This window comes from Pseudomonas batumici (assembly GCF_036585405.1).
GTDB lineage: Bacteria > Pseudomonadota > Gammaproteobacteria > Pseudomonadales > Pseudomonadaceae > Aquipseudomonas > Aquipseudomonas batumici.
On record NZ_CP144470.1, the window covers coordinates 2048104 to 2073824 of the forward strand.

Consider the following 25721-nt stretch of genomic DNA (forward strand, 5'->3'; position numbering starts at 1 on the left):
CACAGTGACCGCGTCGACCTACAGTGCAAGTCAGCCCTCAGCGAGGGCGGCCTGGCGTCCACGGGCAGCCGGAGCCTTTTCCGCGGGCTCCAGCTGCATGCAACGTTCCAGGAACAGGTACATGTAGTCATAGCTCTTGCAGATCGCCTGCCGGAGCTCGACCTGCAACGCCTTGGCGGGATTGTTGCCGGCCAGGGTGCAGATGATTTCCAGTGCTTCCCACGGATGGGCATCATCGTACTGGGCATGCATCTTCAACCATTTCATCGCACGCTTGCGGTCTTCCTCCGGGAACGCCGCCGCATAGACCCCCGTCGAACAGACCAGCGCCGACCATTCGCCGGTGGCCCCTTCGATGGCGTAGTTGGTCGCGGCAATCGCCACGATCAAGGGATCAGCCGAACTGGTGTGCCAGCACCAATGACTCAGCGCGTGCAGCTCGGGCGGCACCCGCTGCTCCTGCAGGTCCTCGAGGGTCACGCCGTGGGCCCGGCTCCAATGCAACCAATAGTCGGCGTGGTTCAGTTCCACGCGGATATTGCGCATCAGCCAACGCCGCGCCATGTCCTCGCCGGGATGGCGGGCAAAACGGGTCTTGGTGAGGTTCTGTGCCATGTATAACGCAAACTGTTCAACCACCGGCCAGCCGCCAATCAGATAGTGGCGCATGGTTTTCGCGCTCAGCCTGTTGTCGCGCATCCGCTGGTAAAGTTCGTGTTCGACAACCCGGCGCTTGCTCTCGCTACAGTCCTGAATGAGCTGCTGCGCCCACGCGGGGTAGCTGGAGGCCTCCATAAGCGGGCCGGTTCTGCTGAATGTGTCGATCACTATCGGGCTCCTTCTGAGTGGTGATTTAAGCAGATCAGCAAAGGTTTCAGCGGAATGTACCGGGCGCCTTGAGCAGGAGTGGCCGAGGTCGTGCCGGTCGACACAACAGGCTGTCACAAGTGAACAATTGCGGTCGCTCAATCACGTAGCCTTGAGCGTAGTCGACACCGATCTCGAGCAAGGCCTGCTCGATCTGCGGCGTTTCGACAAACTCTGCAATCGTTCGCTTCCCCATGACATGGCCGATGTGATTGATCACCTCGACCATGGCGCGGTTAATCGGGTCGTCCAGCATATCCTTTACGAAACTTCCATCGATCTTCAGGAAGTCTACAGGCAAATGTTTGAGATAAGCGAACGAAGACATTCCGGCACAAAAGTCGTCCAGGGAGAAGCGACAGCCCAAGCTCTTGAGTTCATTGATAAATCGTATGGCGCTGCCGAGATTGGAGATGGCGCTGGTTTCAGTTATTTCGAAACAAATCATATCCGCGGGAATGCCATACACTTTGAACTGCTCATGCAGGAAGCCCAGGAACTCCTCGTCGCCAATGGTAATGCCCGACAGATTGATCGCGCACATCGCCATCGCCCCTTCGCGCTGCTGGGCGATGCATTCGGCAATGACCTTGAAGACGTTCTGCACCACCCAACGATCGAGTTGAGTCATCAGGCCATAGCGTTCGGCGGCCGGGATAAAGCTGTCGGGCAGGATCATCCGCCCCGCCTCGTCGTGCAAACGCAGGAGGATTTCCACATGGCCGGCGGAGTGATCGGCATGCCCCAGGGAGGCGATTTCCTGTGCGTACAGGCAGAAACGGTTTTCTTCCAGGGCCATGTGCAAACGCTGGACCCAGGCCATCTCGCCGAAGCGCAGGGACAACTCCGAATCGTCCGCGTGATAAACCTGAACCCGGTTGCGCCCCTTCTCCTTGGCCATGTAGCAGGCCATGTCCGCCGCCCGCAGCGAGGCCTCCAGCGTGGTCGGCACCTGGGCGATATGCACCAGGCCGATACTGACCGTCGTCTGGAACGGTCGCCCTTTCCAGACGAAATGCAGGTTCTGTACGGTCTGTCGCAGACCTTCGGCGATCTTTTCCGCCGCCTCCGCCGGACAGTTCTCCAGCAGTATCCCGAACTCGTCGCCCCCCAGGCGTGCCAGGGTATCGCCCTCGCGCAAGCCGGATTGCAGCAATGCACAGATATGCCGGAGCAATTCATCGCCGGCCGCATGACCGCAGGTGTCATTGACCAACTTGAACTGGTCCAGGTCGAGGAACATCAACGCGTGCCGTGCGGGCTGGCGATTCTGGTTGTACAGCGCCAGCTCCAGGCGATACTCGAATTCGCGCCGGTTGGCCAGTCCCGTCAGGGCATCATGGGTGGCCTGCCAGGACAGGTTGGCGATGTATTGCCGCTCCTGGGTCATGTCGTGCAGCACCAGCACCGTGCCACTGACCTTGCCGGCGTTGCGGATCGGTGCGCCCACCAGGGTGACCGACACGGTACTGCCGTCCAGGCGCTGGATCAGCTTGGAATGCTCGCTGCCACCTTTCAAGCGGCCACTGAGGATATGCTCGATCAGGGTAAAACCATCGTCCTGGGCATTCTCGTCCAACAGGTTGAACAGCGCCGCCAGGGGCAAGCCACAGGCCTGCGCGGCTTTCCAGTGGGTCAGGTGCTCGGCGGCCGGGTTCATATACGCGATAGCGCCGTCCACATCGGTGGTGATGACCCCGTCGCCAATGGACTCGAGGGTGATCTGCGCCCGGTCCTTTTCCAGTTGCAAGGCATCGGCAATGGCATGGCGCTGGGCCAGCAGCTTGTGCGTGCGCAGCAAGGCCAGGGCGATCAGCCCCAGGGCGGTGGCCAGGTTGGTGATCAGCAACAGCCGCAGAATGACCCGCGAGCCTTCGCCCAGGGCATCGCTGAAGGCCCTGGCAGCCGGCGTCACGCCATCGTTGATGGCAAAGATCTGACTCTTCCAGCGCTGGATATCGTCATTGCTGTCCTGGTTGACGGAGATCGCCCGGTGCATCTGCTGGGCGACCGTGTCCAGGTGCACCAGGTAGCTGTCGCCCACCGTCCATTTTTCAATGGCCCGTTGCATGTAGCTGAAGTGGCGGAAGTTCAGGTACAACCAGATGATGCTGGAGACATCGTCGGGGTGGTTGCCGCCTTGCAGGATACCGCGCCGGGCCGCCGCAAGGTCCGGCGTCGGCGCATCCAGGGCGATACGCAGGTCGTGCCCACCCTGGGGAACGGCAATGGCCTCCTGGTATTTGCGGAAAATCGTTTCGTCGCGGCTATCGGCGTACAGGTTGAGGTAGTAGATGGCGTCCTTCTGGCCCTTGGACCAGAGGCTCTCGCCGGCCACATAACCACGCACGGCGGAAAGCACGTACAGGCTCAGGCAGCCCAGCAAGGCCTGAAGCAGGACAACAGCGATAAATGGCCAGACGATGCCCAACAGCCGTGGCGTTCCGAGAGTCCGCGTTTGCTTCATGAGATCCCTTGCATCAGCACTGCCAGATGAGCACTCGAGAGAAATCCACTTCTGATAGCACAGCCTAGGCTAATTTCCACGATATCGAAGGGATCAACGATCCCTTGCCGCCCCCCGGAACTCATCCATCGCTCGCACGCACAGAGAAAACAGTCTTTCCGCCAGCCAATTCAATCACTAAGCACAGAAAACCAGGCAAAACTCAAGCACGTCAAATTTTTTGCAGATGCCCGTACAGCTTGGCATAAAGACCGCCGTCGGCAATGAGCTGCTGGTGGTCGCCGTCCTCGGCAATCCGCCCGCCATCGAATACCAGCACCCGATCGGCCTGTTTCACCGCGGACAGGCGGTGGGCAATGATCAAGGTCGTACGACCGCTGAGAAACCGGCTCAAGGCCTGGTGCAGGTTGTATTCGGTGGCCGCGTCCAGCGCCGAGGTCGCTTCGTCGAGGATCACCACCTTGGGCTCGGCCAGCACCATCCGGGCAATGGCCAGGCGCTGACGCTGGCCACCGGACAAGCGCACCCCGGAGCGCCCGACAATGCTGTCCAGGCCTTGCGGCAACACTTTGATCGTAGCGTCGAGCTGGGCAATTTCCAGTGCCCGCCAGCAGGCTTCATCGCTGCGCTCGCGGCCCATGGTGAGGTTGGCGCGTACCGTATCGTTGAACAGCGCCGGATGCTGCAACACCACCGCGACGTTCTCGCGCACTGTGTCCAGGCCGATATCGGCCTGTGACGCACCGCCGAAGCGGATGGTCCCGGCCTGGGGCGTATACAGCCCCAGCAGCAGTTGAACCAGTGTGCTTTTGCCGCCGCCGCTGGCCCCGACAATCGCGACTTTTTCGCCGGGGGCGATGGACAGGTCCAACTGGTCGAGCACCGGCTCCTCGCCATAGGCGAAACTCAAGGCCTGCACCTCGATGCCCACGGTGTCACGCCCCACGAAGGGATCGACGCCGCCGGGGTACTGCGGTTCGTCGGCCCGCGCCAGCAATTCGTTGATCCGCTCAAGCGCACCGCCGGCGGCGTAGAAGGCATATTGCAGGTTCAACAGTTGCTCCACCGGCCCGATCATGAACCAGAGGTAACTGAACACCGCGAGCATCTGGCCGATCGACAGGTCCGAAAACAGCACCGTGAGCATCGCCGCCGCCCGGAAGATATCGATACCGAACTGGAACAGCAGCCCGGTGGCCCGGCTCGATGCGTCGCTTTTCCATTGGGAAGCCACGGCATAGTCACGCACTTCCCGGGCGCGCATCCCCAGGCGGCCGAGGAAAAATCCCTGGCGATTGCCGGCGCGCACTTCCTGGATCGCGTCGAGGGTCTCGGTCAAGGCCTGGGTAAAGCGCGAGGTGCTGTCGTTTTCCAGCTTCTTGAGGTGCTTGACCCGCTTGCCCAACTGCACCGTGGCGTAGATCACCAGCGGGTTGAACAGCAGGATCAGCAGCGCCAGCTTCCAGTGCATCCAGACCAGGATGGCGGAGGTCCCCACCAGCGTCAGCATCGCCACCAGAAAGCGGCTCAGGGTTTCGCCGACGAATTTGTCCAGGGTGTCCAGGTCGGTCACCAGGTGCGTGGTCACGGTACCGCTGCCCAGGCTTTCGTATTCACCCAGGGAAATGCGCTTCAGGCGTTCGATCAGCCGTGTGCGGATGCGATAGACGATGTCCTTGGCCAACCCGGCGAACAGCCGCGCCTGCACCACGTTGAACACCAGCGCCCCGCAGCGCAGGGCCAGGGTCGCCAGCAGCATCAGGCCGATATAGCCGACAGCGCGCTGCCAGGGGCCGGGCAGCAGGTGGTTCATGACCTTGAGCGCGGCATCGCCATGCCCCAGCAGGACTTCGTCCACCAGCAAGGGCAACAACAGGGGAATCGGCACGCTGCACAAGGTCGCCAGTACGGCCACCGCATTGGCGACCCACAGCGCTTTTTTATGCCGCAGGGCCAGGCGCCGAATTTCTGCCCAGCTCAGACGGTCCGCAGGTGGTTTGACGGGGTCGGGCTGATCAAGCACAGGCCGCACGCTCCAGCCAACGGCCGAGCAGCGGAGCGAGTTCAGCCAGCGGCTGGTAGCCGTTGGTCAGCAGCGCCAACTGGCCATTGCGTTCGGCCAGCAAGGTCGGGAAACCGGCAATCCCCAGGTCCTGGACCCAGGTGAAATCGGCGGCGGTGGCCGCATGCTGCTCGGCCGTGTCGAAGGCGCCGGCAAATTCGATGCGCGGCAGTCCGGCCTGTTCCGCCAGCTCCACCAGCACGCTGGCCTGCGTGACATCACGCCCCTCGACATAAAAGGCCCGCTGGATCAGCCCCACCAGCGTCCACGCACAGTCCGGCGCCAGGCTGCGCGCCGTGACGACGGCCCGACAGGCCGGCTCGGTGTCGTAGACGAAACCGTCCGGCAAGGCACCGTCGAGCTTGAACGGCTGGCCGGTGGTCTCGGTGACCGCCTGCCAGTGTTCCAGGATATAGCGCCGGGTCGTCGGTTCCAGCGCGGTGCCGCTGCCGGTGCGCAAACCGCCCATCACCAGGTGCAGTTCGACACCCGCCGCCTGCGCCTGCTTGACCAGAGCCTCGGCCACCGGGGCAAATCCCCAGCACCAGGAACACATCGGGTCCATGACATAGAGCAGGCGCGCGGACATGGTTCAGCCCTCGGAAGATTGACGGTAGTTGTAACCGATCGGGTGCGGCTGGTTGCGTGCCTTGGCCAGTTCGATCTGCTTCTGCCGGTCGATGGCGCTGCGACGGGTCTTCTCGCTCAACTTGTCCCAGCAATGCGGGCAACTGATACCGGCCACGTAGTGCTCCGACGCACGGTCCTCGACGCTGACCGGTGTACGACAGGCATGACATTGATCGTAGTCGCCTTCGCTGAGGTCGTGGCGCACGGTGACGCGATTGTCGAAGACAAAGCAGTCGCCCTGCCACTTGCTTTGCTCCTGGGGCACCTCTTCGAGGTACTTGAGGATCCCGCCCTTGAGGTGATAAACCTCGTCGAAGCCCTCGCCGAGCATGTAGCTGGAGGCCTTCTCGCAACGAATGCCGCCGGTGCAGAACATGGCGACTTTCTTGTGCCTGGCCGGGTCGAAATGGGCTTTGATGTAGTCAGGGAATTCGCGAAAACTGGTGGTCTTCGGGTCGATGGCGCCTTCGAAGGTGCCGATCGAGACTTCATAATCGTTGCGGGTGTCGATCAGCAACACTTCCGGGTCAGCGATCAAGGCATTCCAGTCCTGCGGATCGACATAGGTGCCGACCTGCTTGTTCGGGTCCACGCCCTCGACACCCAGGGTGACGATTTCCTTCTTCAGCTTGACCTTGGTCCGATAGAACGGCTGGTCGTCGCAATAGGATTCCTTGTGGTCGATATCGACCATCCGCGGATCCAGCTTGAGCCAGGCCAACAGGCCATCGATGCCTTCGCGGCTACCGGAAACGGTACCGTTGATGCCTTCTTCGGCGATCAGCAGGGTGCCCTTGATGCCGTTGTCGACCATGGCCTGCAGCAGTGGCTCGCGCAAGGCAACGTAGTCTTCCAGAGTGACGAACTTGTAAAGTGCCGCCACGACTATGGGTTGAGTCATGGGTGATTCTCTCCAGGTGGCTGCCCTCGCAAAGGGCGAACCGGATGCAAAAAAAACGCGCCGACAGAGCGGCGCGTTGCGGATTCTAGCAAAAAAACACCGGTCGAAAAACCAGGGATCAATGCCCTCCGCCGGCGCAGACCGGCGATGCCGGTGCCGCGCCGATTTTCACCCACTCTTCAGGGGTGTAGGTATGCAGGGCCAACGCATGGAACTCACTCATCAGGTCGCCCAGGGTGGCGTAGACCTTCTGGTGGCGCTTGACGCTGTTCAACCCGGCAAACTGCTCGCTGACCAGCACCGCCTTGAAGTGGGTCTGCAACCCGCGGCTGTGCATATGGCTTTCGTCCAGGACTTGCAGGTGCTCGGGTTGCAGGGCGGTCAATGCGGTTTCGATACGTTGCTGCATGCTCATGTCAGGCTCCGCTTACGGCTTTTTCTTGGCTGCCGGCGCTGCGGCCTTGGCGGGTGCCAGCTCGTTGGTCATGTCCTCGAGCAGCTTGTTCACCACCGGTACCGCGCTTTCCAGCTTGGCCTGGGTCATCATGGCCGATTGCTGGGTCAGCTGCGGCATTTTTTCCAGGACTTTCTTGCCCAGTGGCGACTGGTAGAACGCCACCAGGTCCTTGAGCTCGGATTCGCTGAAGTTGTCGGTGTAGAGCTTGACCATGTCCGGCTTCAGCTTGTTCCAGCCGATGGCCTGGTCCAGGGCGGCATTGGCCTTGGCCTGGTAGGTGTCCAGCAACGGTTTTTTCGAGGCCGGCGCCTGGGTCTGCTCGAAACGCTGGGCGAACATTTGCTGCACTTGCGCGTAGACCGGGGTCCCCAGCTTGTCGGCATGGGCCAACGTCAGGAAAGCTTCGGCACTGGCGTTGTGGCTGGCGGTATCGGCGAAAACCTGGCCGCTGGCGCATACCAGAGCAACCGCGGTACAGAGGGCACGAAGACGGGTCATCGAGTTTCCTTTCTAAACAGGCGAGGTAAAACCCCAAGGGCGACCATTCTGCGCCTAACAAAGTGTGTCACTCAACCCCGAGGCTGCCGCGCGGCTGTCCGGCGGTCTTGAAACGGGTAAAAACCCGGAAGGGAACCCAAGCGCCCGATCAGGACCTAAACTTTGCTAACCCGCCTTCAGGAGTGAACCCGAATGAGCCGCATCGAAACCGACAGCCTTGGCCAGGTGGATGTACCGGAAGACGCCTACTGGGGCGCCCAGACCCAGCGTTCGCTGATCAACTTCGCCATCGGCACGGAAAAAATGCCCCTGGCGGTCATGCACGCCCTGGCGCTGATCAAGAAGGCCGCGGCACGGGTCAACAGCCGCAATGGCGACCTGCCCGCCGATGTCGCCCGGCTGATCGAACAGGCCGCCGACGAAGTGCTGCTCGGCGGGCATGACGACCAATTCCCACTGGCGGTCTGGCAGACCGGCAGCGGCACCCAGAGCAACATGAACGCCAACGAAGTGATTGCCGGGCGCGCCAACGAGCTGGCGGGCAAGGGCCGCGGCGGCAAGTTGCCAGTACACCCCAACGATCACGTCAACCGTTCCCAGAGTTCCAACGACTGTTTCCCCACCGCGATGCACATCGCCGCCGCCCAGGCGGTGTATCGGCATTTGTTGCCAGCCATTGCCGAGTTGTCCGGCGGGCTGAAGGAACTGGCAGCGCGGCACATGAAGCTGGTGAAGACCGGGCGCACCCATATGATGGATGCCACGCCGATCACTTTCGGCCAGGAAGTCTCGGCTTATATCGCGCAACTGGGCTACGCCGAGCGGGCGATTCGCTCGGCGTTGCCGGCGGTGTGCGAACTGGCCCAGGGCGGCACCGCCGTGGGCACCGGGCTCAATGCACCCCACGGCTTTGCCGAGGCGATCGCCGCCGAACTGGCGGCGCTGTCCGGCTTGCCGTTCACCAGCGCACCGAACAAGTTCGCCGCCCTGGCCGGCCATGAACCCTTGACCACCCTCTCCGGCGCCCTGAAAACCCTGGCCGTGGCCCTGATGAAAATCGCCAACGACCTGCGCCTGCTGGGCTCCGGGCCCCGTGCCGGGCTGGCCGAGGTCAAGTTGCCGGCCAACGAACCGGGCAGTTCGATCATGCCCGGCAAGGTCAACCCGACCCAGTGCGAGGCGTTGTCGATGCTGGCCTGCCAGGTGATGGGCAATGACGTGACGATCGGCTTTGCCGCGAGCCAGGGTCACCTGCAGCTCAATGTCTTCAAACCGGTGATCATCCACAACCTGCTGCAGTCGATCCGTCTGCTCGGGGATGGTTGCAGCAACTTCCAGCAGCACTGCATTGCCGGGCTGGAACCCGACCCGCTACAGATGGCCGCGCATCTGGAACGCGGCCTGATGCTGGTGACGGCGTTGAATCCGCATATCGGCTACGACAAGGCGGCCCAGATTGCCAAGAAGGCCTATGGCGAAAACCTGACCTTGCGCGAGGCGGCGCTGGAACTCGGTTACCTGACCGACGAGGAGTTCGACACCTGGGTCCGCCCGGAGAACATGCTCGAATCCGGCAAGAACGGCTGACGCCGGGCTTCAATTCGCAGTCAGGCGCATGCGCCGGGCCTTGAGCCCGGCCATCAGCGACGGCCCCAACGCCACCAGCGCCGACCCCAGCACCACCAGCAGCGCCCCGCCATAACCCAGGCCGTTGATGTCCTCGGCCTGGACAAACCCGGGCCACAGCCAGGCCGCCAGGGCCACCGCGGCAAAGGTCACCAGGGGCGTGATCGCCAGGGTCGCGCTGACCCGCGAGGCCTCCCAGTGCGCCAGGGCCTCGGCAAAGGCCCCGTAGGCCACCAGGGTGTTGAAGCAGCAAGCGAGCAACAGCCAGCCCTGCAACGGACTCAGTTGCAGGACTTCGGCCGGATGCGCCCAGGGCGTGAGCAACAAGGCGCAAGACAGGTAGATCACCATCATCACCTGCAACGAATTCCACACCGTCAACAATTGCTTCTGGCTCAAGGCATAGAAGGTCCAGACCGTGGACGCCAACAGCACCAGCAGGACACCGGCGGTGTAAGTCCCCAGGGAGGTCAGCAGCTCTTCCAGGCGCTGGTTGAAAAACAGGCCGAAGCCGAACAGCAGCACCAGCAGCCCGATCCCCTGCCCCAGGCTGAACCGCTCCTTGAACACGAACAGGCTGGCGATCAACAGGAAGATCGGCCCCATTTGCACCACCAGTTGCGCGGTACCGGGGCTGAGCCGGTTCAAGCCCATCAGGTAAAGTACGTAGTTGCCCACCAGGCCGAGCACCGCCAGCAACACCAGCCAACCGCCCCGGGGCCCGAGGTCTCGCCGGCTCGGCAAACGTCGGGTCGCCGCCAGGTAAACGAAGAGAAAGCCCCCCGAGACGATCAATCGGCACCAGGTCACGGTCACCGGATCCATCACCTGCAACACCAGCTTGAGCTTGATCGGCAGAATGCCCCAGAGCACGGCGGTCAGCAGCGCCAGGAACAGACCATAACCCCAGCGACCGGATGAGATGTGCATGAGGAGTCCTGTGGCCATGTGGGGGATGCCGCCATTCTAGACCCGGCAGATGCGGCAACGCAGCCGGAAACCGCAGCCGGATGCGACCTCGACCGTGCCAGGAGCGTCGCCAATAAATTGGCTCCCGCCATTGATCGGCTGATCAGGCGCGCTATCTTCATACGTCTTATGCTGAATTCTTGACAGCCATGTTCACCAGCGAGATTTCGTCATGTTCGGTAAACGCGCGCAAGACAGCACCGAGGCCACCCATTTCCGCAGTCATCGGGTGTCCACCATCAACGGCCGGTTTTTTTTCAGCACCCGGGAAAACACCCTGGAAGGGCCGTTCTTTACCCGCACCGATGCCGAGCGCGGAACCCAGGTGTATGTCACACGCATGCAACTGGCCAACGCCATCAAGGCCAGCCAAACCCTGTAGAAACAGGGTTTTGCCCCGGCTCAGCGCAACGCTTCGAACAGTCCCGTCGCGCCCATGCCACCGCCCACGCACATGGTGACGATGCCATAACGCAGCTTGCGCCGTTGCAGCTCGCGCACCAGATGCCCGACCTGGCGCGAGCCGGTCATGCCGAACGGATGGCCGATGGAAATCGAACCGCCGTTGACGTTGTACTTCTCGTTGTCGATGCCCAACCGATCACGGCTGTACAGGCACTGGGAGGCAAACGCCTCGTTCAACTCCCACAGATCGATGTCCGCCACGCTCAGGCCCTTGGCCTTGAGCAGCCTTGGCACCGAGAACACCGGACCGATGCCCATCTCGTCCGGTTCGCAACCGGCCACGGCAAAACCGCGGAACAGCGCCTTGGGCGTGAGCCCCAGCTCCAGGGCTTTTTCCAGGCTCATCACCAGGGTCATCGAGGCACCGTCGGACAGTTGCGACGAGTTGCCCGCCGTCACCGACCCGTCTTCGGCAAACACCGGTTTCAACCCGGCCAGACTTTCCAGCGTGGTGTCCGGACGATTGCAGTCATCGCGATCCACCACACCCTCGAGACGCTGGATCTGCCCGCTGGCCTTGTCCTCGACCGCGTAGGTCACGGCCATCGGCACGATTTCATCATTGAACAGCCCCGCGGCCTGGGCGGCGGCGGTGCGCTGCTGACTTTGCAGCGCGTAGAGGTCCTGCTGCTCGCGACTGACACCGTAGCGCCGCGCGACGATCTCGGCGGTCTGGCCCATGGGGAAATAGATCCCCGGCACCTGCTCCTTGAGCAACGGGTTGATCAGGTTGTCGGTGTTGACGCTTTTCATCGTCAGGCTGATGGATTCGACCCCGCCGGCGACGATGATCTCGCTGCAACCGGAGGCAATCTGGTTGGCGGCAATGGCGATGGCCTGCAAGCCCGACGAGCAGAAGCGATTGAGGGTCATGCCGGCGGTGCCGGTGCCCAGCTTCGACAACACCGCGACATTGCGCCCGATGTTGTAGCCCTGCGCACCTTCGTTGGAACCGGCACCGACGATGCAATCCTCGACGCTGGCCGGGTCGATGCCGTTGCGGCTGAGCAAGGCATTGACGCAATGGGCCGCCATGTCGTCCGGCCGGGTCTGGTTGAATTTGCCGCGAAAGGACTTGGCCAGGCCAGTCCGCACGCTGTCGACGATCACCACTTCACGCATGGCCCACCTCATTGATTGTTGTTGTCGGTTTGAAGGATCGAGCGAGCATAAGCCCACCCGATTCCCGACCGCGACAATCATTCACCCGGCGTATGCGCGGCCATTGTCCTACTTCGACTTGCCCTTCTTGTCGTGCTTGTCGCGTTTTTCGAACGCGTCCTCGATCGCCCGGTTGAGCGTGCGCAGCACCTTGACCCGGGCCCAGCGCTTGTCATTGGCTTCCACCAGCGTCCAGGGCGCCACTTCGGTGCTGGTACGGTCAACCATATCGCCGACGGCATCGCGGTACAGGTCCCATTTCTCGCGGTTGCGCCAATCGTCCTCGGTGATCTTGAACCGCTTGAACGGAATCTCTTCACGTTCCTGGAAGCGCTCCAGCTGGGTCTGCTTGTCGATGGCCAGCCAGAACTTCACCACGATCACCCCGGCGTCGCTCAGTTGCTCCTCGAAATCGTTGATTTCACTGTAGGCGCGCATCCAGTCGGCCTGGCTGCAGAACCCTTCGATCCGCTCCACCAGCACCCGGCCATACCAGGAACGGTCGAACACGGTGAACTTGCCCCGCGCCGGGATCTGCCGCCAGAACCGCCAGAGGTAAGGCTGGGCGCGTTCGTCCTCGGTCGGCGCGGCGATGGGAATGATGCGGTATTGCCGTGGATCGAGCGCCGCCGCCACCCGCCGGATCGCCCCGCCCTTGCCTGCCGCGTCATTGCCTTCGAACACCGCCACCAGCGCGTGCCGGCGCATGCGTTTGTCCCGCAGCAGGCCGGCCAGCCGCGCCTGCTCGGTAATCAGTTGCTCTTCATAGTCGTCCTTGTCCAGGTGCTGGCTCAGGTCCAGGCTGCCCAGCAGGCTCAGTTCGTCGACCCCCGAAAGCAGGGGCGCGGCATTGGTCGGGCGCGGCTTGGCGTCCTTGGTCTTGAGCGCCGTCTGCAACCCTTCGAGAAGGATCTTGCCCACGGTCAGGCTGCGGTAATGCGGGTCGACTCCCTCGACCACATGCCAGGGGGCATAGTCGCGGCTGGTGCGGCGCAGCACCCGCTCGCCGAAATGCACGAACTGGTCGTAAGTCTCCGACTGCTGCCAATCCAACGGGCTGATGCGCCAGCTGTGCAACGGGTCATCCTGCAGGGATTTGAGGCGGGCCTTCATCTGCTTCTTGGACAGGTGGAACCAGAACTTGAAGATCAGCGCGCCTTCGTCGCAGAGCATTTTCTCCAGGCGCTCGGCGCCATTGATCGCCTGGTCCAGTACGGCGTCCTTGAAATGTCCATGCACCCGTCCCTGCAACATCTGGCTGTACCAGTTGCCGAAGAACACGCCCATGCGGCCCTTGGCCGGCAACTGCCGCCAGTAGCGCCAGGCCGGCGGCCGGGCCAGTTCCTCATCGGTTTGCTGGTCGAAGGTACGGACCTCGATCAGGCGTGGGTCCATCCACTCGTTGAGCAGCTTGACCGTCTCGCCCTTGCCCGCCCCTTCGATCCCATTGATCAGCACAATGACCGGAAAGCGCTTTTGCTGATGGAGTTCGTACTGCGCCTCCAGCAAGGCTTCGCGCAGGGCCGGGACTTCGGCGTCGTAGGTGTCTTTGTCGATGGCGTGACCGATTTCGGCGGATTCAAACATGGGCGACTCCCTTCCAAGATGGCGCAAGACTAACGGATCGGACCCTGTTTTGTGACGGGAAATCCCCAGGCCTTGCCGTGGATCAATCCGGCGTCCGGCAATGGGCTAGAATAGCCGCCTTGTTGCCGTCGAGTTGCCCCATGACCCGCGTATTGCCTCCCCCTCCCGCCCACGCCCAGATCGACTGGGATGACCAAGGTCGCCCGCACTCGCGGGTCTTCGACGACGTGTACTTTTCCGACCACTCGGGCCTGGAGGAAACCCGCTACGTATTCCTCGAGCAGAATCGCCTGGAGGAGCGCTTTGCCGCCCTGGGGCCGAACGAGCGCCTGGTGATCGGCGAAACCGGCTTCGGTACCGGGCTGAATTTCCTCTGCGCCTGGCAGTTGTTCAACCGCTGCGCGGTGCCAGGCGCCCGCCTGCATTTCGTCAGCGTGGAAAAGTACCCGCTGAGCCGGGCCGACCTGCACCGCGCCCTTGCCCTCTGGCCCGAACTGGCGACGCTCGGCGCGCAATTGCTCGCTCAGTATGTCGCCATTCATCAAGGCTTCCAGCGACTGGTGCTGGAGGATGGCCGGGTGACCCTGACGCTGTTGATCGGCGATGCCCTGGAACAGCTGCCGCAACTGGATGCCCGGATCGACGCCTGGTTCCTCGATGGCTTCGCCCCGGCGAAAAATCCCGCGATGTGGACCCCCGAACTGTTCGCCGAACTGGCGCGGCTGGCGGCCCCCGGCGCGACCCTGAGCACTTTCACCAGCACCGGCTGGGTCCGCCGCTCACTGAATGCAGCCGGCTTCAAGATGCGCCGCACCCCCGGTATCGGCCACAAGTGGGAGATCCTGCGGGGCGACTTCATCGGCTGGCCCGCGGACATCCCCGCACCGTTGCCGGCCAGGCCGTGGTTCGCCCGCCCACACCCGCCCATCGGCGAACGCCGCGCGCTGGTGATCGGCGGTGGCCTGGCCGGTTGCGCCAGTGCCGCGAGCCTCGCCGCCCGTGGCTGGCAGGTCAGCCTGCTGGAACGCCACGAGGCCCTGGCCCAGGAAGCCTCGGGCAACCCGCAAGGCGTGCTCTACCTCAAGCTGTCGGCCCACGGCACGGCGCTGTCACAACTGATCCTCAGCGGTTTCGGCCATACCCGGCGCTTGCTCGAACAGTTGCACAAAGGCCTTGATTGGGAGGGTTGCGGCGTCCTGCAACTGGCCTTCGACGAGAAGGAGGCCGAGCGCCAGGCGCAGTTGGCCGCCGCCTTCAGCCCCGAGTTGTTGCAGGTACTGGATCAAGCCCAGTCGGAAGCCCTGGCCGGCGTGGCCCTGGAGCACGGCGGGCTGTTCTTCCCGGAAGGCGGCTGGGTCCATCCGCCCGCCTTGTGCCAGAAGCAGGCCAAACACCCGAACATTGCAGTACGCCTGCACAGCGACGCCATCGAACTGCGCAAGGTCGATGACCAATGGCAGGCGTGGGACGCCGATACCCTGCTGGGCAGCGCCCCGGTGGTGGTCCTCGCCGGAGCCGCCGAAGTGAAACGCTTTGCGGCCAGCGCGGGGTTGCCGCTCAAGCGCATCCGCGGGCAGATCACCCGCCTGGCGCAGACCGCCGACAGCGCCGCCTTGAAAACCGTGGTCTGCGCCGAAGGCTATGTCGCGCCGGCACGCCTCGGTGAACATACCCTGGGCGCCAGCTTCGACTTCAAGAGCGAGGATCTGGCCCCCACCACGGCGGAGCACCTCGGCAACCTGGCGCTGTTGCAGGACATCTCGCGCGATCTGGCGGTGCGCCTGAACGCCGCGGAACTGGCCCCGGAGCAGTTGCAAGGCCGTGCCGCCTTTCGCTGCACCAGTGCGGACTATCTCCCGGTGGTCGGACCGCTGGCGGATCCGGAGCACTTCGCCGAAACCTACGGCATCCTCGCCCGGGATGCCCGGCAGATACCGCAGGTCACCTGCCCATGGCTTGAAGGGCTGTATATCAACAGCGGCCACGGCTCCCGTGGCCTGATCAGTGCACCGCTCTCCGGCGAGTTGCTCGCTGCCTGGCTGGAGAACGAGCCGCTGCCGCTGCCACGCAGCGTCGCCGAGGCCTGCCATCCGAATCGCTTCGCCTTGCGGGCGCTGATTCGAGGCCAGGGCAAGCCTCGGACAGGTGCCTGAATTTATCCCCCCGACGCCGACTCAGAACGGCTCGGGATGCTCATCCAGTTCGGTCTGGGTCAGCGTTTCGAGAAAGGCCTGCTCTTCGGCGATGCGGTTCTCCATCAGCACGGACAAACGTCGGGCATAGGACTCGCTGAGCATATCCGGGGAGTTTTCCAGCAATTTTTCTTCCTGATCATGAAACGGCTTGTTGAACCGGAAGAAATCACGCGGATATTTCTTTTTCAGGAAGTCGATCCAGAAATCGCGCGAAGCAATGAAGCCCGTCAGGGCCGATGTGCCCTCAGCCTCCCGGATACGACTGCGGGCCTCCAGGATCTGCTCCCCGGTGACATTGGCAATCGACCTGAAGAACATTTCCTTCGGTTGCCCGGGCAGATACAGGGAGCGCCCCAGCCCCACCCGATAGGCCAGGTGCACTTCGAGCTCATCGACCGTACTCGCTGAAGGCACCTCGGAACTGTCGCGCAGCGCCTTGACATGATCCCTGGCAATCTCGTCAATACGCTCCAGACGAAACAAACCGCGCGCCAACTTCAGCAACTCCGTCGGCTCATCGCTTCTGGCCGCCAGGGTGCGGGCCCTGGCCAGCAACATCCGGACTTCCAGATGGCTGAAATTTCGCGCGGCACTGTCGACGCACGTCATCGGGTTGGCCGCCAGGTCGAACAGCTCACTGCGTAACGTTGTGTCTTCGGCCGCCTCCCCCAGCACCTCCCAGACACGTCGCGTCAGGTCCGCGCGAATCTTCTGATACTCCGCGCTACCGCTCAAGCGCCCCAACAACATGAAAAACTCCTCGGAACCCTCTTCATGCCGCAAGTCATGCCACAGGTCCCGCAAGGTGTCACGGCGCTCCACATCCTCTATATCGGCCAGCCAGCGCTGGCGCGCACTGTACTCATCCAACGCCAGTTCCGTCTCCGGAATGCCGAAGGTGAGGCCGGTACGTGTCCGATAGGCGGCCAACAGATTCTGATCGTCCACCGTAAAGGGGTTGTTACGCAGGATGATCCGCCGATTGATCGGTGAAGGCGCCGTGTACAGATCGTTCGGCACGCTGCGGATCCGGTTGTCACGCAGGTCCGCTTCGTACAGGCGAATCCGCGTCAACAGGCCCGGCGGCAAGCTGTCGATGCCCGTCCCGCGCAGGAGCAGGCGGCGCAGGTGCGGCATCTGGCCGACATCCAGCAAGCGGATATCGAAGTTGCGGCTCAGATTCAGGACTTCAAGATGGCCCAGGCTCGACAGCACATTGACCGCACCCGAGGTCAGCGCGATCCGGTTGTCCTGCACGTACAGTTCCCTGAGCTGGCGCATATCGGCAATCGCACTCGGCAGGAACTCGAGCTGATTGTTGTTCAACTCCAGTTTGCGCAGATTGGAAAAATGCTCGAGAAAATCTTCGGGAATACGCGCCAGGCCCATACTCTTCAACGAAAGCTCGGTGACGTGATCGAAACTGATCCCGAACGGCAAGCTCGGCAAACTGTCGACGCGCAAACCCGCCAGACTCAGACTGCGACCAATGACCACGCCATTCTCGTCATAGGTCTTGGGCGTTTGTCGCCGCCAGCAACGCTCGATGATCTCGGCGGCCTGTTCACGGCTCTCGGCCACGCCGCCCAGCCAGGCGTGCGACCTGTGGATACGTACCTCCTCCCCTCGCCAATCGAACAGCGTCAGATTCAGCTGCCGCAGTTCCTCCTCGAGCGCCTCAAGCCGGCTTCTGACCTGGAGCGGATCGTCGCCAAGGGAAAAATAGAAGTTGCGCGCCTCCGGCTCACAGAGATCGGGATACAGTCGGGTCACCCGACGCAACCCCCGTCGCGATCCATGAACACCGCCGCGTCTGACGCGCAGACAGCCCGAAGTCTCGCGTTCACGCCAGGCCGGCGAGCGCTGTCCGGACTTGCGCGCCGGGAGACCGAGGGTCTCTTCAAGTTCGACGCGTGGATGCGCCAGCAGGTCAGACATCAGCCGCTGGTGCAACACGTCGGCTTCGTCCAGCTTGAACCCCAGCGCCTCCCGCTCGCTCAACCGCAGGCCGCTCAGCAAGGCAGCGCTCAGTGCCTCGCGGCCCTTGACCCGCCGCCCCAACGCCAGGCCCGTACGATCAAAGGCCTGATAGCCTTGCGCGGTCCTGACCAGAACCCGGTGCCGGGGCAAATCGTCATCGCCCAGCTCGGTCAACAAGGGGCCATCGAATCGGTCCTGGCGAATCTCCAGGTGCACATCCGCAGGCCACCCCTCCAGCGTCTTCAGCAGGGGCAACTGCAACCTGGCCGTATCCAGACTGCCCGGGCTCTCGAGAAAGCCACCGTCCAGGGCATGATTGACACGTATTTCACGCAGGCTCTGATTGGCCTCTTCAATCAACTGCAAGGGCAGGCGTTCGCGCAGCTCCATGCGTCCTTTCAGCACATCGTTCGCCTGCCCCAGTATTTCCCGCAAGGCCCCATTCGGCAGGTCAGGAAAGCGTCGCCTCATGCTCAACGGCAACTCGTCATCGGTCAGGCAGTAGAGCCTGTAGAGACGCTGGAACACCGTAGCACCCTGATCACGCACATGCTTGCGCAGCACGCCCTCCAGAAGCTCAGGCGCCTCATCAGCGTCCCCCTCCAGACCGAGCAGAGCCCTGCGATCCTGAAGCATCAGTTTGTCCAGAACCACCGTCAATCCGTCCGCCTCGATGTCCTCGGCGTGTACGATCAAGCGCCGCGGCTGCTGGGTCAGGTCCGCCCCGTATTCGCGCAGCGGTTTACGCGTCCTGTCCAGCAGCGTCAACGTGTGGTCGCGGGGCCACCCCTCAAGGCTTGGCAGAATCTGCAACTTCAGGTCGAGCAAGCGAGCCCTGGCCGACGCTGGCGCATCGGCGGGTACCAGCAGCCAGCTCAACTCGCGATCCAGTCTGAAACGCCGTATCGAATCGAGCACCGGTGCCGGGATCGTTGCCTGATTCATGTGCATCCGACGCAGCAGCGATTCGTCGAGTCCGTGAATCGACAGGATCCGCTCGATCGTTGCATCGCTCAGGGAACGGACCTCAGGCCCCAGGCGACGAAACAGGTAAACCGGATCGTGCCATTGCAAGGGCCATTCGTGGACCAGCTTCCAGGCACCGGCGCCATTGTGCTCAAGCAAAGGCCGGTAGGCCGACTCGCGAGTCGGATGCCGCAGCCGCCAGCCCCCGGCCAGTTCGTCGTGATAGCCGCGATAAGGCTGGCCGGCGATATCCAGGTAACGGTGGCTGTCGGCGCTGTCGTCACTTGGGTAAAACCCCTCCCGGTCCGGTGCCTTGTCTGCCAACCGGGGTACATCATGCTGGTAGGGCTGCAGGTTCGCCTGCCACAACCGGTAGCGCCCATCGCTGGACAGGACCGGCTGCAGATCCTCGACAAAGCTCGAATAATGACGCATCAGGCCCTTGACCACCTTGCCTCCCGCATGCAGGGCGGCACCCATGGCGACCATCGTCACGATATCCTCGGCCACCGACATCATGTGCGAAATAGCCTCGTCGCGTTCACCGCGCTGCCAGTCCTCATACCCCTCATAGGTTTCCGCCAGCAGTTGCCCGACCGCCACGCCCATCATCAGCAAGCCCAGCCAAGGGTTGGCGAAGGCCGCCAGGTTCAGCAGCGTCATGCCCAGGCCCAACCGGGACAGATACCTGGCCTGACGGGCATCCTGATCGACATCTTCGGTCGGCACGGCAACGGTCCGTGCATCCTCCTGGAGCCGCACGATCTGTTGGTCATAAAGATGGAAAAACAACTGGCGACTCAGCGGCTCTGGCCTCAACTGCAAATCGGCTGCGTGATTCAGCGACGGGATGACCTTGCCAGCGGCATCCCGGCTCTCCAGGGTCAGGCGCGTCCTCAACTGCGACAGAAAACCCGGCAGCTCGCGCTGGCTGACAAAACCGCAGAAGAACCGCTGATACGCGGGGTGCCAAAGGCGGATTCGCAGTTCCTCGTGGAAGGCTTCAAGCGAGTTGTAGAGCTTGAAACACGTGAGCGGATCATTGGGAATATGCACCAGCACTCGGCTCTTCATGCTGACCGGCGCGGTCTGCGGCACATTCTGCAAGGTGAACAGGCAAATGCCCGACAACGTCACACCCAGCATCCGCAACTCGTTGGCGATCAGCCTTGAGCCATCCAGTCCAACGATGACATTCGACTCGATCAATTGGCGGATCTGTTGAAGCGCAATGTCATCGATGTCTTTTTTCATGTAGGCGATATAAGCATCCACCAACATGTCGGTTTTTTTTTGTTGCTGGAGGCTGAACCCGATACGCAATCCGTCGCTGTCCGGCTCGTGCCCCGCCTCTTCCTGAAGGTGGAAAACCCTGCACAGATGCTGCTGATAGCGACCGCCCAGATCCAGCTCGCGCACCAGCTCGACGAATGACGCCACACTGATCGTCGGCGTCGACGGCGGCGTTGCGTCGCGGATCAGACTCAGATGGGAATCGGGTGGAAGACGCTCGTCCGCAGCAAAGTTCTGTAAGGCGGCCTCCAGCAAACTGTGGCTGGAATAGGTCATCGGAAAGACACGGCTCGGCCCTGCGGGAGGCGACAGCGACACCACCGGCCATCGATCAGCAATTCTCAGTCGATCGCGATGCATATCCAGCCCCGCTCCGAATCGATCCCGCAGCGCCGTCTCCAGCAACGGCTCGCAAAAATACCGGACGGTTTGCAGATCCTTGACCCATGAGGACACTTCCTCCTTGAAAAATTGACTCCTGCGCAAGTGCTCGCCTAGTCGAGCGATGTCTTCGCTACGGGCCTCCAGCAACCAGGTCGGGGCATTGGCCTTGATCACCTCTTCATTGGCGCTATGTTCGTCCGGCACCGAATCTGGTTCGCCGGCACTCGATCCTTTCAACATGTGGAAATACCCTTATCGTCCATGTCCTTCGAGGGTATCAGCCTTCCCATGCTTTAAAATCACAAAAAACTTGTTATTTATCATTAAGTTAAAGCAAAAACCCGAATCATTCCGGATAGCCGGATAGCACCCGGCCGAGCCACGCGGCGCAACGCCTGGCCCCTCCCGGCGGGGCGCTCAAGGACTCGGCTCTGGCTGGCTCAGCCCAGGTCGCAGTCCCGCGGCCTCGGCCAGGTGCGCGCGGGTTTCTGCGCCTTGATCGCGTCGCTCACCTCGATGCCGATGGTGTCCGCCCCCAGCAAAACCTCCAGTTCCGCGATGCTGTGGATGTAGCGGTCCAGCGGTTGCAACGTCGGCTGGTTGGGGATGTACCAGCTGATGGCCCGGGTTTGTCCGTGCGCATCGGTGGTCAGGACGGTTTTCCAGAACGCGTCCGGTGTCCGGATACCATGGGACTCCAGAAAGAAGTCGTTCTCCGTATTCCCATGGACCACCCCGCCATAGACCTGCACCGGAGCCAGGTCGCGATAGCACTCGGAGAGCTCCTCCGTTTGCACCCAGATCCCCTGGTTGAAGCGCGCGGCCTGGGGCACGATATTGCTCATGTAATGGGCTTGGCGAATCGCCAGCGAGCTGTGGTCCATCTGATTGGAGGGCACCAGGTGCCCCCGATCCCAGCCGGGCACCGCGCTGTATCCCTTGGCGGAAAATTGCGTCGGGCACCCGGCGGGCAGATCGGGGTCGAGTTCGAAACCCCTGGGCCGTTTTGCACTGCCTGTATCCGCGCTCAGTTGATACGCGTACCTGACCACCGTGCGATTTTCACAGTCATAGGTCAGGCTGAAACCGTCCCGGACCAGGGTGATCCGCCCTGGAGCAACCGTCTCTTCGACCGCCGGCTCCGGAACGGACACCGGACTTTGCAATGACGAGGTACAGCCCCCCAACCCCAGCAACAGTCCGCAGCAGAGCGCCCGCAGGCCTGCGCAGCCACGCGTATCGGCCAGGGCCGGGCGCAAAGCCGGTGTAATGTGATGGACTACAACATGATTCATTTGGTCGTTCCTCATCGGCGAGATCTGCCCTTGGCAGCCCAGCCGAAAGGAAACACCTTCTGTGTTGCCCGCGTCTGTCAGACTCCGGTGAAATACGCGCGAGGCATGTCATTGAATCTCGCCGATGTAGCCCGACAAGCCTTGGCGCAGTAGCATCAGGCCTCATAGCCGCCAGAGACAATTCCATGCTGATTCCCTACGACCAACTCGAGCCCGATACCCTCACCCGCCTGATCGAAGACTTCGTCAGCCGCGACGGTACCGACAACGGTGACGACACGCCCCAGGAAACCCGCGTGCTGCGCGTGCGCCACGCGTTGAGCAAGGGCCAGGCGGTGATCTTCTTCGATATCGAAAGCGAGCAATGCCAGTTGCTGCCCAGGCACGCGGTACCGAAAGAGTTCTTCGACTGATCTAGAGAACGGAGTCGCGGGCAGGTTCCGGCTCCCCCAGCTTGGTCAGGATCCGCCGGTAGATTTCCGCCCGGTGCACATTGACGTGCTTCGGCGCCTCGACACCGAAACGAACGTGATTACCGTTAACAGCGAGAATCCGTACGGTGATGTTATCGCCGATGGAAATCATCTCGCCCACGACGCGGCTCAGTACAAGCATGGCACTCATCCTCAAGGGTTTATAAGCGCCCAAGACTGCCCGCCCCGATGACCGCCTTCAATGCAGGAACGGCAAATCAGCCCGCCCTGACCGACAGGGTCGATTCGCCCTACAGAATCAGATTGCTTACCTGTCCAGGTCGGAGATTTTACTAAACAGAGATAGTCTCAGGACTGCGAAAAACGTGGCCCCAACAGGATGATGCTGGCCCCCAGCACGCAGAGCGCGGCCCCCAACCAGTCGGAACCCAGGGGGCGAATACGCTCGATCACGCCCAGCCAGGCGATGGAAGCAATGATGTAGATACCACCGTACGCCGCGTAGGCCCGACCGGCGTAGCTCGCCTCGACCTTGGTCAACAGCAGCGCAAACAGCGTCAGGCTCAAGAGCGCGGGGGCGATCCACCAGGCGCTCTTGCCCAATCGCAGCCACATCCAGAAGGCATAGCAACCGGCGATTTCAAACAGGGCCGCGAGAAAGAACCATAGATAATTGATCACACCGGATACTCGTCAGGATTGCACGTTGCCGGCAACCCTAACCAGCCGTCGAGTCGCGAGCAAGCTCAATGAGGGACTTGTCTGGCCTTGGCCCGCATCTTGTCGGCCATCACGGTCATTTCGTCATAGAGCAACTGCGGATTCTTCTGCTTGAGGGCCCAGGCCTGGCGACCCTGTTCATGGGGCAGGATCATGAACTCGCCCTGGCCCACCTGGGTGTAGATGTAGTCGGCGATGTCGCTCGCGCTGATCGGCGAGCTTTCCAGCAGCTTGCCGACCTGGGCCTTCATCGCCGGCGTAGGCCCGCGGAAAGAGTCCAGCAGATTGGTCTGGAAAAACGAAGGGCAGACCACGTGCACGCCGACTTCCTGTTGCGCGAGTTCGATCAACAGGCTTTCGGACAACGCGACGACACCGGCCTTGGCCACGTTGTAGTTGCTCATGGCCGGCCCCTGCATCAGGGCCGCCATGGAGGCGATATTGATGATCTTGCCCTTGCTCTGTTCCAGCAGCGGCAGGAACGCCTTGCACCCCTTGACCACCCCCATCAGGTTGATCGCGATCTGCCAGTCCCAGTCTTCCAGGGACAGCTCGCTGAAGAACCCGCCCGAGGCAACGCCAGCGTTGTTGACGATCACATCGATACCGCCGAACTTGACCTCGCACGCCTGGGCCAAGGCGGTCAACTGGCTGTAGTCACGCACGTCACAACGCTGGGTGAAACCGTCGCCTCCGGCTTCACGCACCAGTCTCAGGGTTTCCTGCAAGCCGGGCTCGCTGACATCGGACAGCGCCAGGCGCCAGCCTTCGCGGGCCCAGCGCAGTGCGATTTCGCGGCCAAGGCCGGAGCCGGCGCCAGTGATCATGATGCGATTGTGCATAGCAGATGCCTTGTGGGTTCTGGGGACGATGATCGGCAGTGTAGCGAAGGACCACCGCCGGCCCATGCACCATCAGATTGCTGAATGCCCCAGGCAAAGCTTGCTCTCAGGCTCTGTACGAAAACTGCCTGATCGCCGCTCGGCGAGTTCTCGTACAGCCCCTGGCGCATCAGTCGTTGCTCGGTTTGTTCACCGCCTGCAACACGTATTGCGGCAAGGCAAATGCGCCGATGTGGATCTCGGGGTTGTAGTAGCGGGTGACAATACCGCTGCCGGCAAAGCGCTGGCGCAGGGTGTCCAGCGACAGTTTGCGCGAGGTGGTGTGGGTCGCGCCCCAGGCAAAGGTCATCGCACCACCGATGTAGGTCGGTACCGCGGCCTGGTAGAAGTGCCAGTCCGGGAACAGGCTGCGCAGGCGCCCCGCCGTGGTCTGCACCTCGGCCAACTGCATGAATGGCGTGCCGTTCTGGGTCACCAGGATGCCGCCGTCGTTCAGGCAGCGACGGCAGGCCTGGTAGAAGTTCTCGGAAAACAGCACTTCCCCGGGACCGATCGGGTCGGTGGAATCGGAGATGATGACATCGAATTTTTCCTCGGTGGTGGCGACGAAACGCATGCCGTCGTCAATCACCAGGTTCAGCCGTGCATCGTCGAACGCGCCCTTGGAATGCTCGGGCAGGAACTGCTTGCACAGGTCGACCACGGTGGCGTCGATCTCGACCATGGTGATGTGCTCGACGCCACGGTGCTTGGCCACTTCACGCAGCATGCCACCGTCGCCACCGCCAATGATCAGCACGCGCTTGGCGCTACCATGGGCCAGGATCGGCACGTGGGTGAGCATTTCGTGGTAAATGAACTCGTCGGCTTCGGTGGTCTGGATCACACCGTCCAGGGCCATGACCCGGCCCATGCGGGCGTTTTCGAAAATCACCAGGTGCTGGTGCCCGGTGCGCACCTCGTGCAGCAGCTTGTCCATGCGAAAACGCTGGCCGTAGCCGTCGTAGAGGGTTTCCTGATAGTGGGTTTCAGGCGTGCTGCTCATGGGAAGTGCTCCGGTGGATGCGGGTGGCAACGGACGGTTACCCGACCATGACGGGTCATCGAACAAGCAACGGGCGCGAATGGCCATTGCCGCGATGATCAGAGAAAGGCCCGCATTCTACGTTGCGAACGATGACAGATCGAAGCTTCCCGGACAAAGGCTGCCGGCCGCTCAAAGAACGAAGTATTTGATCAACAGCGCAGTGACCGTCGACACGGTACCGAGAACGCCAACGGCAATCGCGAGCGGGTACCAGAATGTTTCAAGCGTTATCTTTGCCGCCTCGGCAATGAGCTTGTGTTGCTCGGCATTGAGCTTGTTCTGCTCGGCGATGAGCTTGGCGATCTCGACATGGGTTCTCTCAAGCTGGGCCTGTTCCATGTTCATCTCCTGCATGGGCTAATCCTTTAGCGTAGGGGTCGGGGTTAGGGACAGCTCATCCCTTGAATCCAAGAGAGGCCTGCGGGTAAAGCTTCCAAGCTTTATGCCCTGTTCAAACCCTAGGCGTTCGCCCGCATAAACACTGTCAGCCTCCCACAATCAGAACCGTAGGCAATTTCCGAAATACGACCAGAATGCGTTCCCTCATCTTCCGGCCACACACCTCGGTCAGGCGTGCATTCACGGCCACTAGCGCAGATTGCCGCGCGGCCCGGCGATGGCCCAGATGATCAGGCCGAGCACCGGCAGCAGGATGATCAGCAGCACCCAGAGGATCTTCATCCCGGTTTCGGCGCCGCTTTTCAACACATTGAGGATGGCCCAGATATCCAGCGCCAGGATGATCAGGCCGATCAGGCCATTGAAAGTCGAACCCATGGTCTTGCTCCTTGATGAGGATCTGCCCCCATAGGATAGCCGGCTACCGCCAGGGTTC

Annotated in this window: 22 protein-coding genes; 4 read left to right on the top strand and 18 right to left on the bottom strand. The window is 62.1% G+C overall.

The window, feature by feature from the left end:
• Positions 1-30 precede the first annotated feature (30 nt).
• From NUH87_RS09045 to NUH87_RS09075, 7 genes are all read right to left on the bottom strand, one after another.
• Positions 31-795 carry a TenA family transcriptional regulator gene (locus NUH87_RS09045; protein WP_422393932.1) on the bottom strand — a complete coding sequence of 255 codons (765 nt, stop codon included), beginning with the start codon at positions 793-795 and terminating at the stop codon, positions 31-33.
• Between the two features lie 79 nt (positions 796-874).
• Entirely contained in the window at positions 875-3334 is a 2460-nt protein-coding gene (locus NUH87_RS09050; RefSeq protein ID WP_338525676.1) for an EAL domain-containing protein, read from the bottom strand.
• A 211-nt stretch (positions 3335-3545) separates the two neighbouring features.
• Entirely contained in the window at positions 3546-5357 is a 1812-nt protein-coding gene (locus NUH87_RS09055; RefSeq protein WP_338525677.1) for an ABC transporter ATP-binding protein, read from the bottom strand.
• A complete protein-coding gene (locus NUH87_RS09060; protein WP_209437193.1) occupies positions 5350-5952 on the bottom strand; it encodes a DsbA family protein in 603 nt (200 codons plus the stop codon). The genes NUH87_RS09055 and NUH87_RS09060 overlap by 8 nt, the downstream gene beginning before the upstream one ends.
• Before the next feature lie 36 nt (positions 5953-5988).
• Positions 5989-6927, bottom strand: a complete 939-nt coding sequence (locus NUH87_RS09065; RefSeq protein ID WP_338525678.1) for a rhodanese-related sulfurtransferase — start codon at positions 6925-6927, stop codon at positions 5989-5991.
• Positions 6928-7045: 118 nt separating this feature from the next.
• Complete coding sequence (locus tag NUH87_RS09070; RefSeq protein ID WP_338525679.1) at positions 7046-7342, bottom strand: BolA family protein; 297 nt, start codon at positions 7340-7342, stop codon at positions 7046-7048.
• Between the two features lie 12 nt (positions 7343-7354).
• Positions 7355-7882 carry a DUF2059 domain-containing protein gene (locus NUH87_RS09075; RefSeq protein WP_040069945.1) on the bottom strand — a complete coding sequence of 176 codons (528 nt, stop codon included), beginning with the start codon at positions 7880-7882 and terminating at the stop codon, positions 7355-7357.
• 192 nt (positions 7883-8074) lie between these two features.
• On the opposite strand from NUH87_RS09075, the gene NUH87_RS09080 reads away from it, so the two are divergent.
• The gene (locus tag NUH87_RS09080; protein WP_338525680.1) at positions 8075-9469 is read left to right on the top strand and encodes a class II fumarate hydratase; all 1395 of its coding nucleotides are present in this window, start codon (positions 8075-8077) and stop codon (positions 9467-9469) included.
• A gap of 9 nt (positions 9470-9478) precedes the next feature.
• Here NUH87_RS09080 and NUH87_RS09085 read toward each other — a convergent pair whose 3' ends face one another.
• Complete coding sequence (locus NUH87_RS09085; protein ID WP_338525681.1) at positions 9479-10438, bottom strand: DMT family transporter; 960 nt, start codon at positions 10436-10438, stop codon at positions 9479-9481.
• A gap of 211 nt (positions 10439-10649) precedes the next feature.
• Here NUH87_RS09085 and NUH87_RS09090 point away from each other — a divergent pair, with 211 nt between their 5' ends.
• The gene (locus NUH87_RS09090; protein ID WP_338525682.1) at positions 10650-10859 is read left to right on the top strand and encodes a DUF6316 family protein; all 210 of its coding nucleotides are present in this window, start codon (positions 10650-10652) and stop codon (positions 10857-10859) included.
• Between the two features lie 20 nt (positions 10860-10879).
• Here the strand turns inward: NUH87_RS09090 and NUH87_RS09095 are convergent, their stop codons facing one another.
• Both NUH87_RS09095 and pap read right to left on the bottom strand, forming a co-directional pair.
• A complete protein-coding gene (locus tag NUH87_RS09095) occupies positions 10880-12064 on the bottom strand; it encodes a thiolase family protein (RefSeq protein WP_338525683.1) in 1185 nt (394 codons plus the stop codon).
• 108 nt (positions 12065-12172) lie between these two features.
• Positions 12173-13690 (bottom strand): polyphosphate:AMP phosphotransferase, encoded by a 1518-nt coding sequence (pap, locus tag NUH87_RS09100; protein WP_338525684.1) that lies wholly within the window; start codon positions 13688-13690, stop codon positions 12173-12175.
• A 140-nt stretch (positions 13691-13830) separates the two neighbouring features.
• Here pap and mnmC point away from each other — a divergent pair, with 140 nt between their 5' ends.
• Positions 13831-15843 (top strand): bifunctional tRNA (5-methylaminomethyl-2-thiouridine)(34)-methyltransferase MnmD/FAD-dependent 5-carboxymethylaminomethyl-2-thiouridine(34) oxidoreductase MnmC, encoded by a 2013-nt coding sequence (mnmC, locus tag NUH87_RS09105; RefSeq protein WP_338525685.1) that lies wholly within the window; start codon positions 13831-13833, stop codon positions 15841-15843.
• A 21-nt stretch (positions 15844-15864) separates the two neighbouring features.
• On the opposite strand, the gene NUH87_RS09110 is transcribed toward mnmC, so the two are convergent.
• Entirely contained in the window at positions 15865-20748 is a 4884-nt protein-coding gene (locus NUH87_RS09110) for an NEL-type E3 ubiquitin ligase domain-containing protein (RefSeq protein WP_338525686.1), read from the bottom strand.
• Between the two features lie 200 nt (positions 20749-20948).
• Positions 20949-21803, bottom strand: coding sequence for a DNA/RNA non-specific endonuclease (locus NUH87_RS09115; RefSeq protein WP_338525687.1), 855 nt, complete (start codon positions 21801-21803; stop codon positions 20949-20951).
• Between the two features lie 185 nt (positions 21804-21988).
• On the opposite strand from NUH87_RS09115, the gene NUH87_RS09120 reads away from it, so the two are divergent.
• Complete coding sequence (locus NUH87_RS09120) at positions 21989-22216, top strand: YheU family protein (protein WP_040069929.1); 228 nt, start codon at positions 21989-21991, stop codon at positions 22214-22216.
• A 1-nt stretch (position 22217) separates the two neighbouring features.
• On the opposite strand, the gene csrA is transcribed toward NUH87_RS09120, so the two are convergent.
• The 6 genes from csrA to NUH87_RS09150 all read right to left on the bottom strand — a co-directional run bounded on the left by csrA (position 22218) and on the right by NUH87_RS09150 (position 25663).
• On the bottom strand, positions 22218-22418 hold the full coding sequence (csrA, locus tag NUH87_RS09125; protein WP_040069926.1) for a carbon storage regulator CsrA: 201 nt from the start codon (positions 22416-22418) through the stop codon (positions 22218-22220).
• A 167-nt stretch (positions 22419-22585) separates the two neighbouring features.
• A complete protein-coding gene (locus tag NUH87_RS09130; RefSeq protein WP_338525688.1) occupies positions 22586-22918 on the bottom strand; it encodes a YnfA family protein in 333 nt (110 codons plus the stop codon).
• A 65-nt stretch (positions 22919-22983) separates the two neighbouring features.
• Positions 22984-23799, bottom strand: a complete 816-nt coding sequence (locus tag NUH87_RS09135) for an SDR family oxidoreductase (RefSeq protein ID WP_338525689.1) — start codon at positions 23797-23799, stop codon at positions 22984-22986.
• A gap of 169 nt (positions 23800-23968) precedes the next feature.
• Complete coding sequence (gene speE, locus NUH87_RS09140; RefSeq protein WP_338525690.1) at positions 23969-24844, bottom strand: polyamine aminopropyltransferase; 876 nt, start codon at positions 24842-24844, stop codon at positions 23969-23971.
• A gap of 171 nt (positions 24845-25015) precedes the next feature.
• A complete protein-coding gene (locus tag NUH87_RS09145; RefSeq protein ID WP_338526772.1) occupies positions 25016-25225 on the bottom strand; it encodes a hypothetical protein in 210 nt (69 codons plus the stop codon).
• A gap of 249 nt (positions 25226-25474) precedes the next feature.
• Entirely contained in the window at positions 25475-25663 is a 189-nt protein-coding gene (locus NUH87_RS09150) for a PLDc N-terminal domain-containing protein (RefSeq protein WP_338525691.1), read from the bottom strand.
• Between the last annotated feature and the right edge of the window lie 58 nt (positions 25664-25721).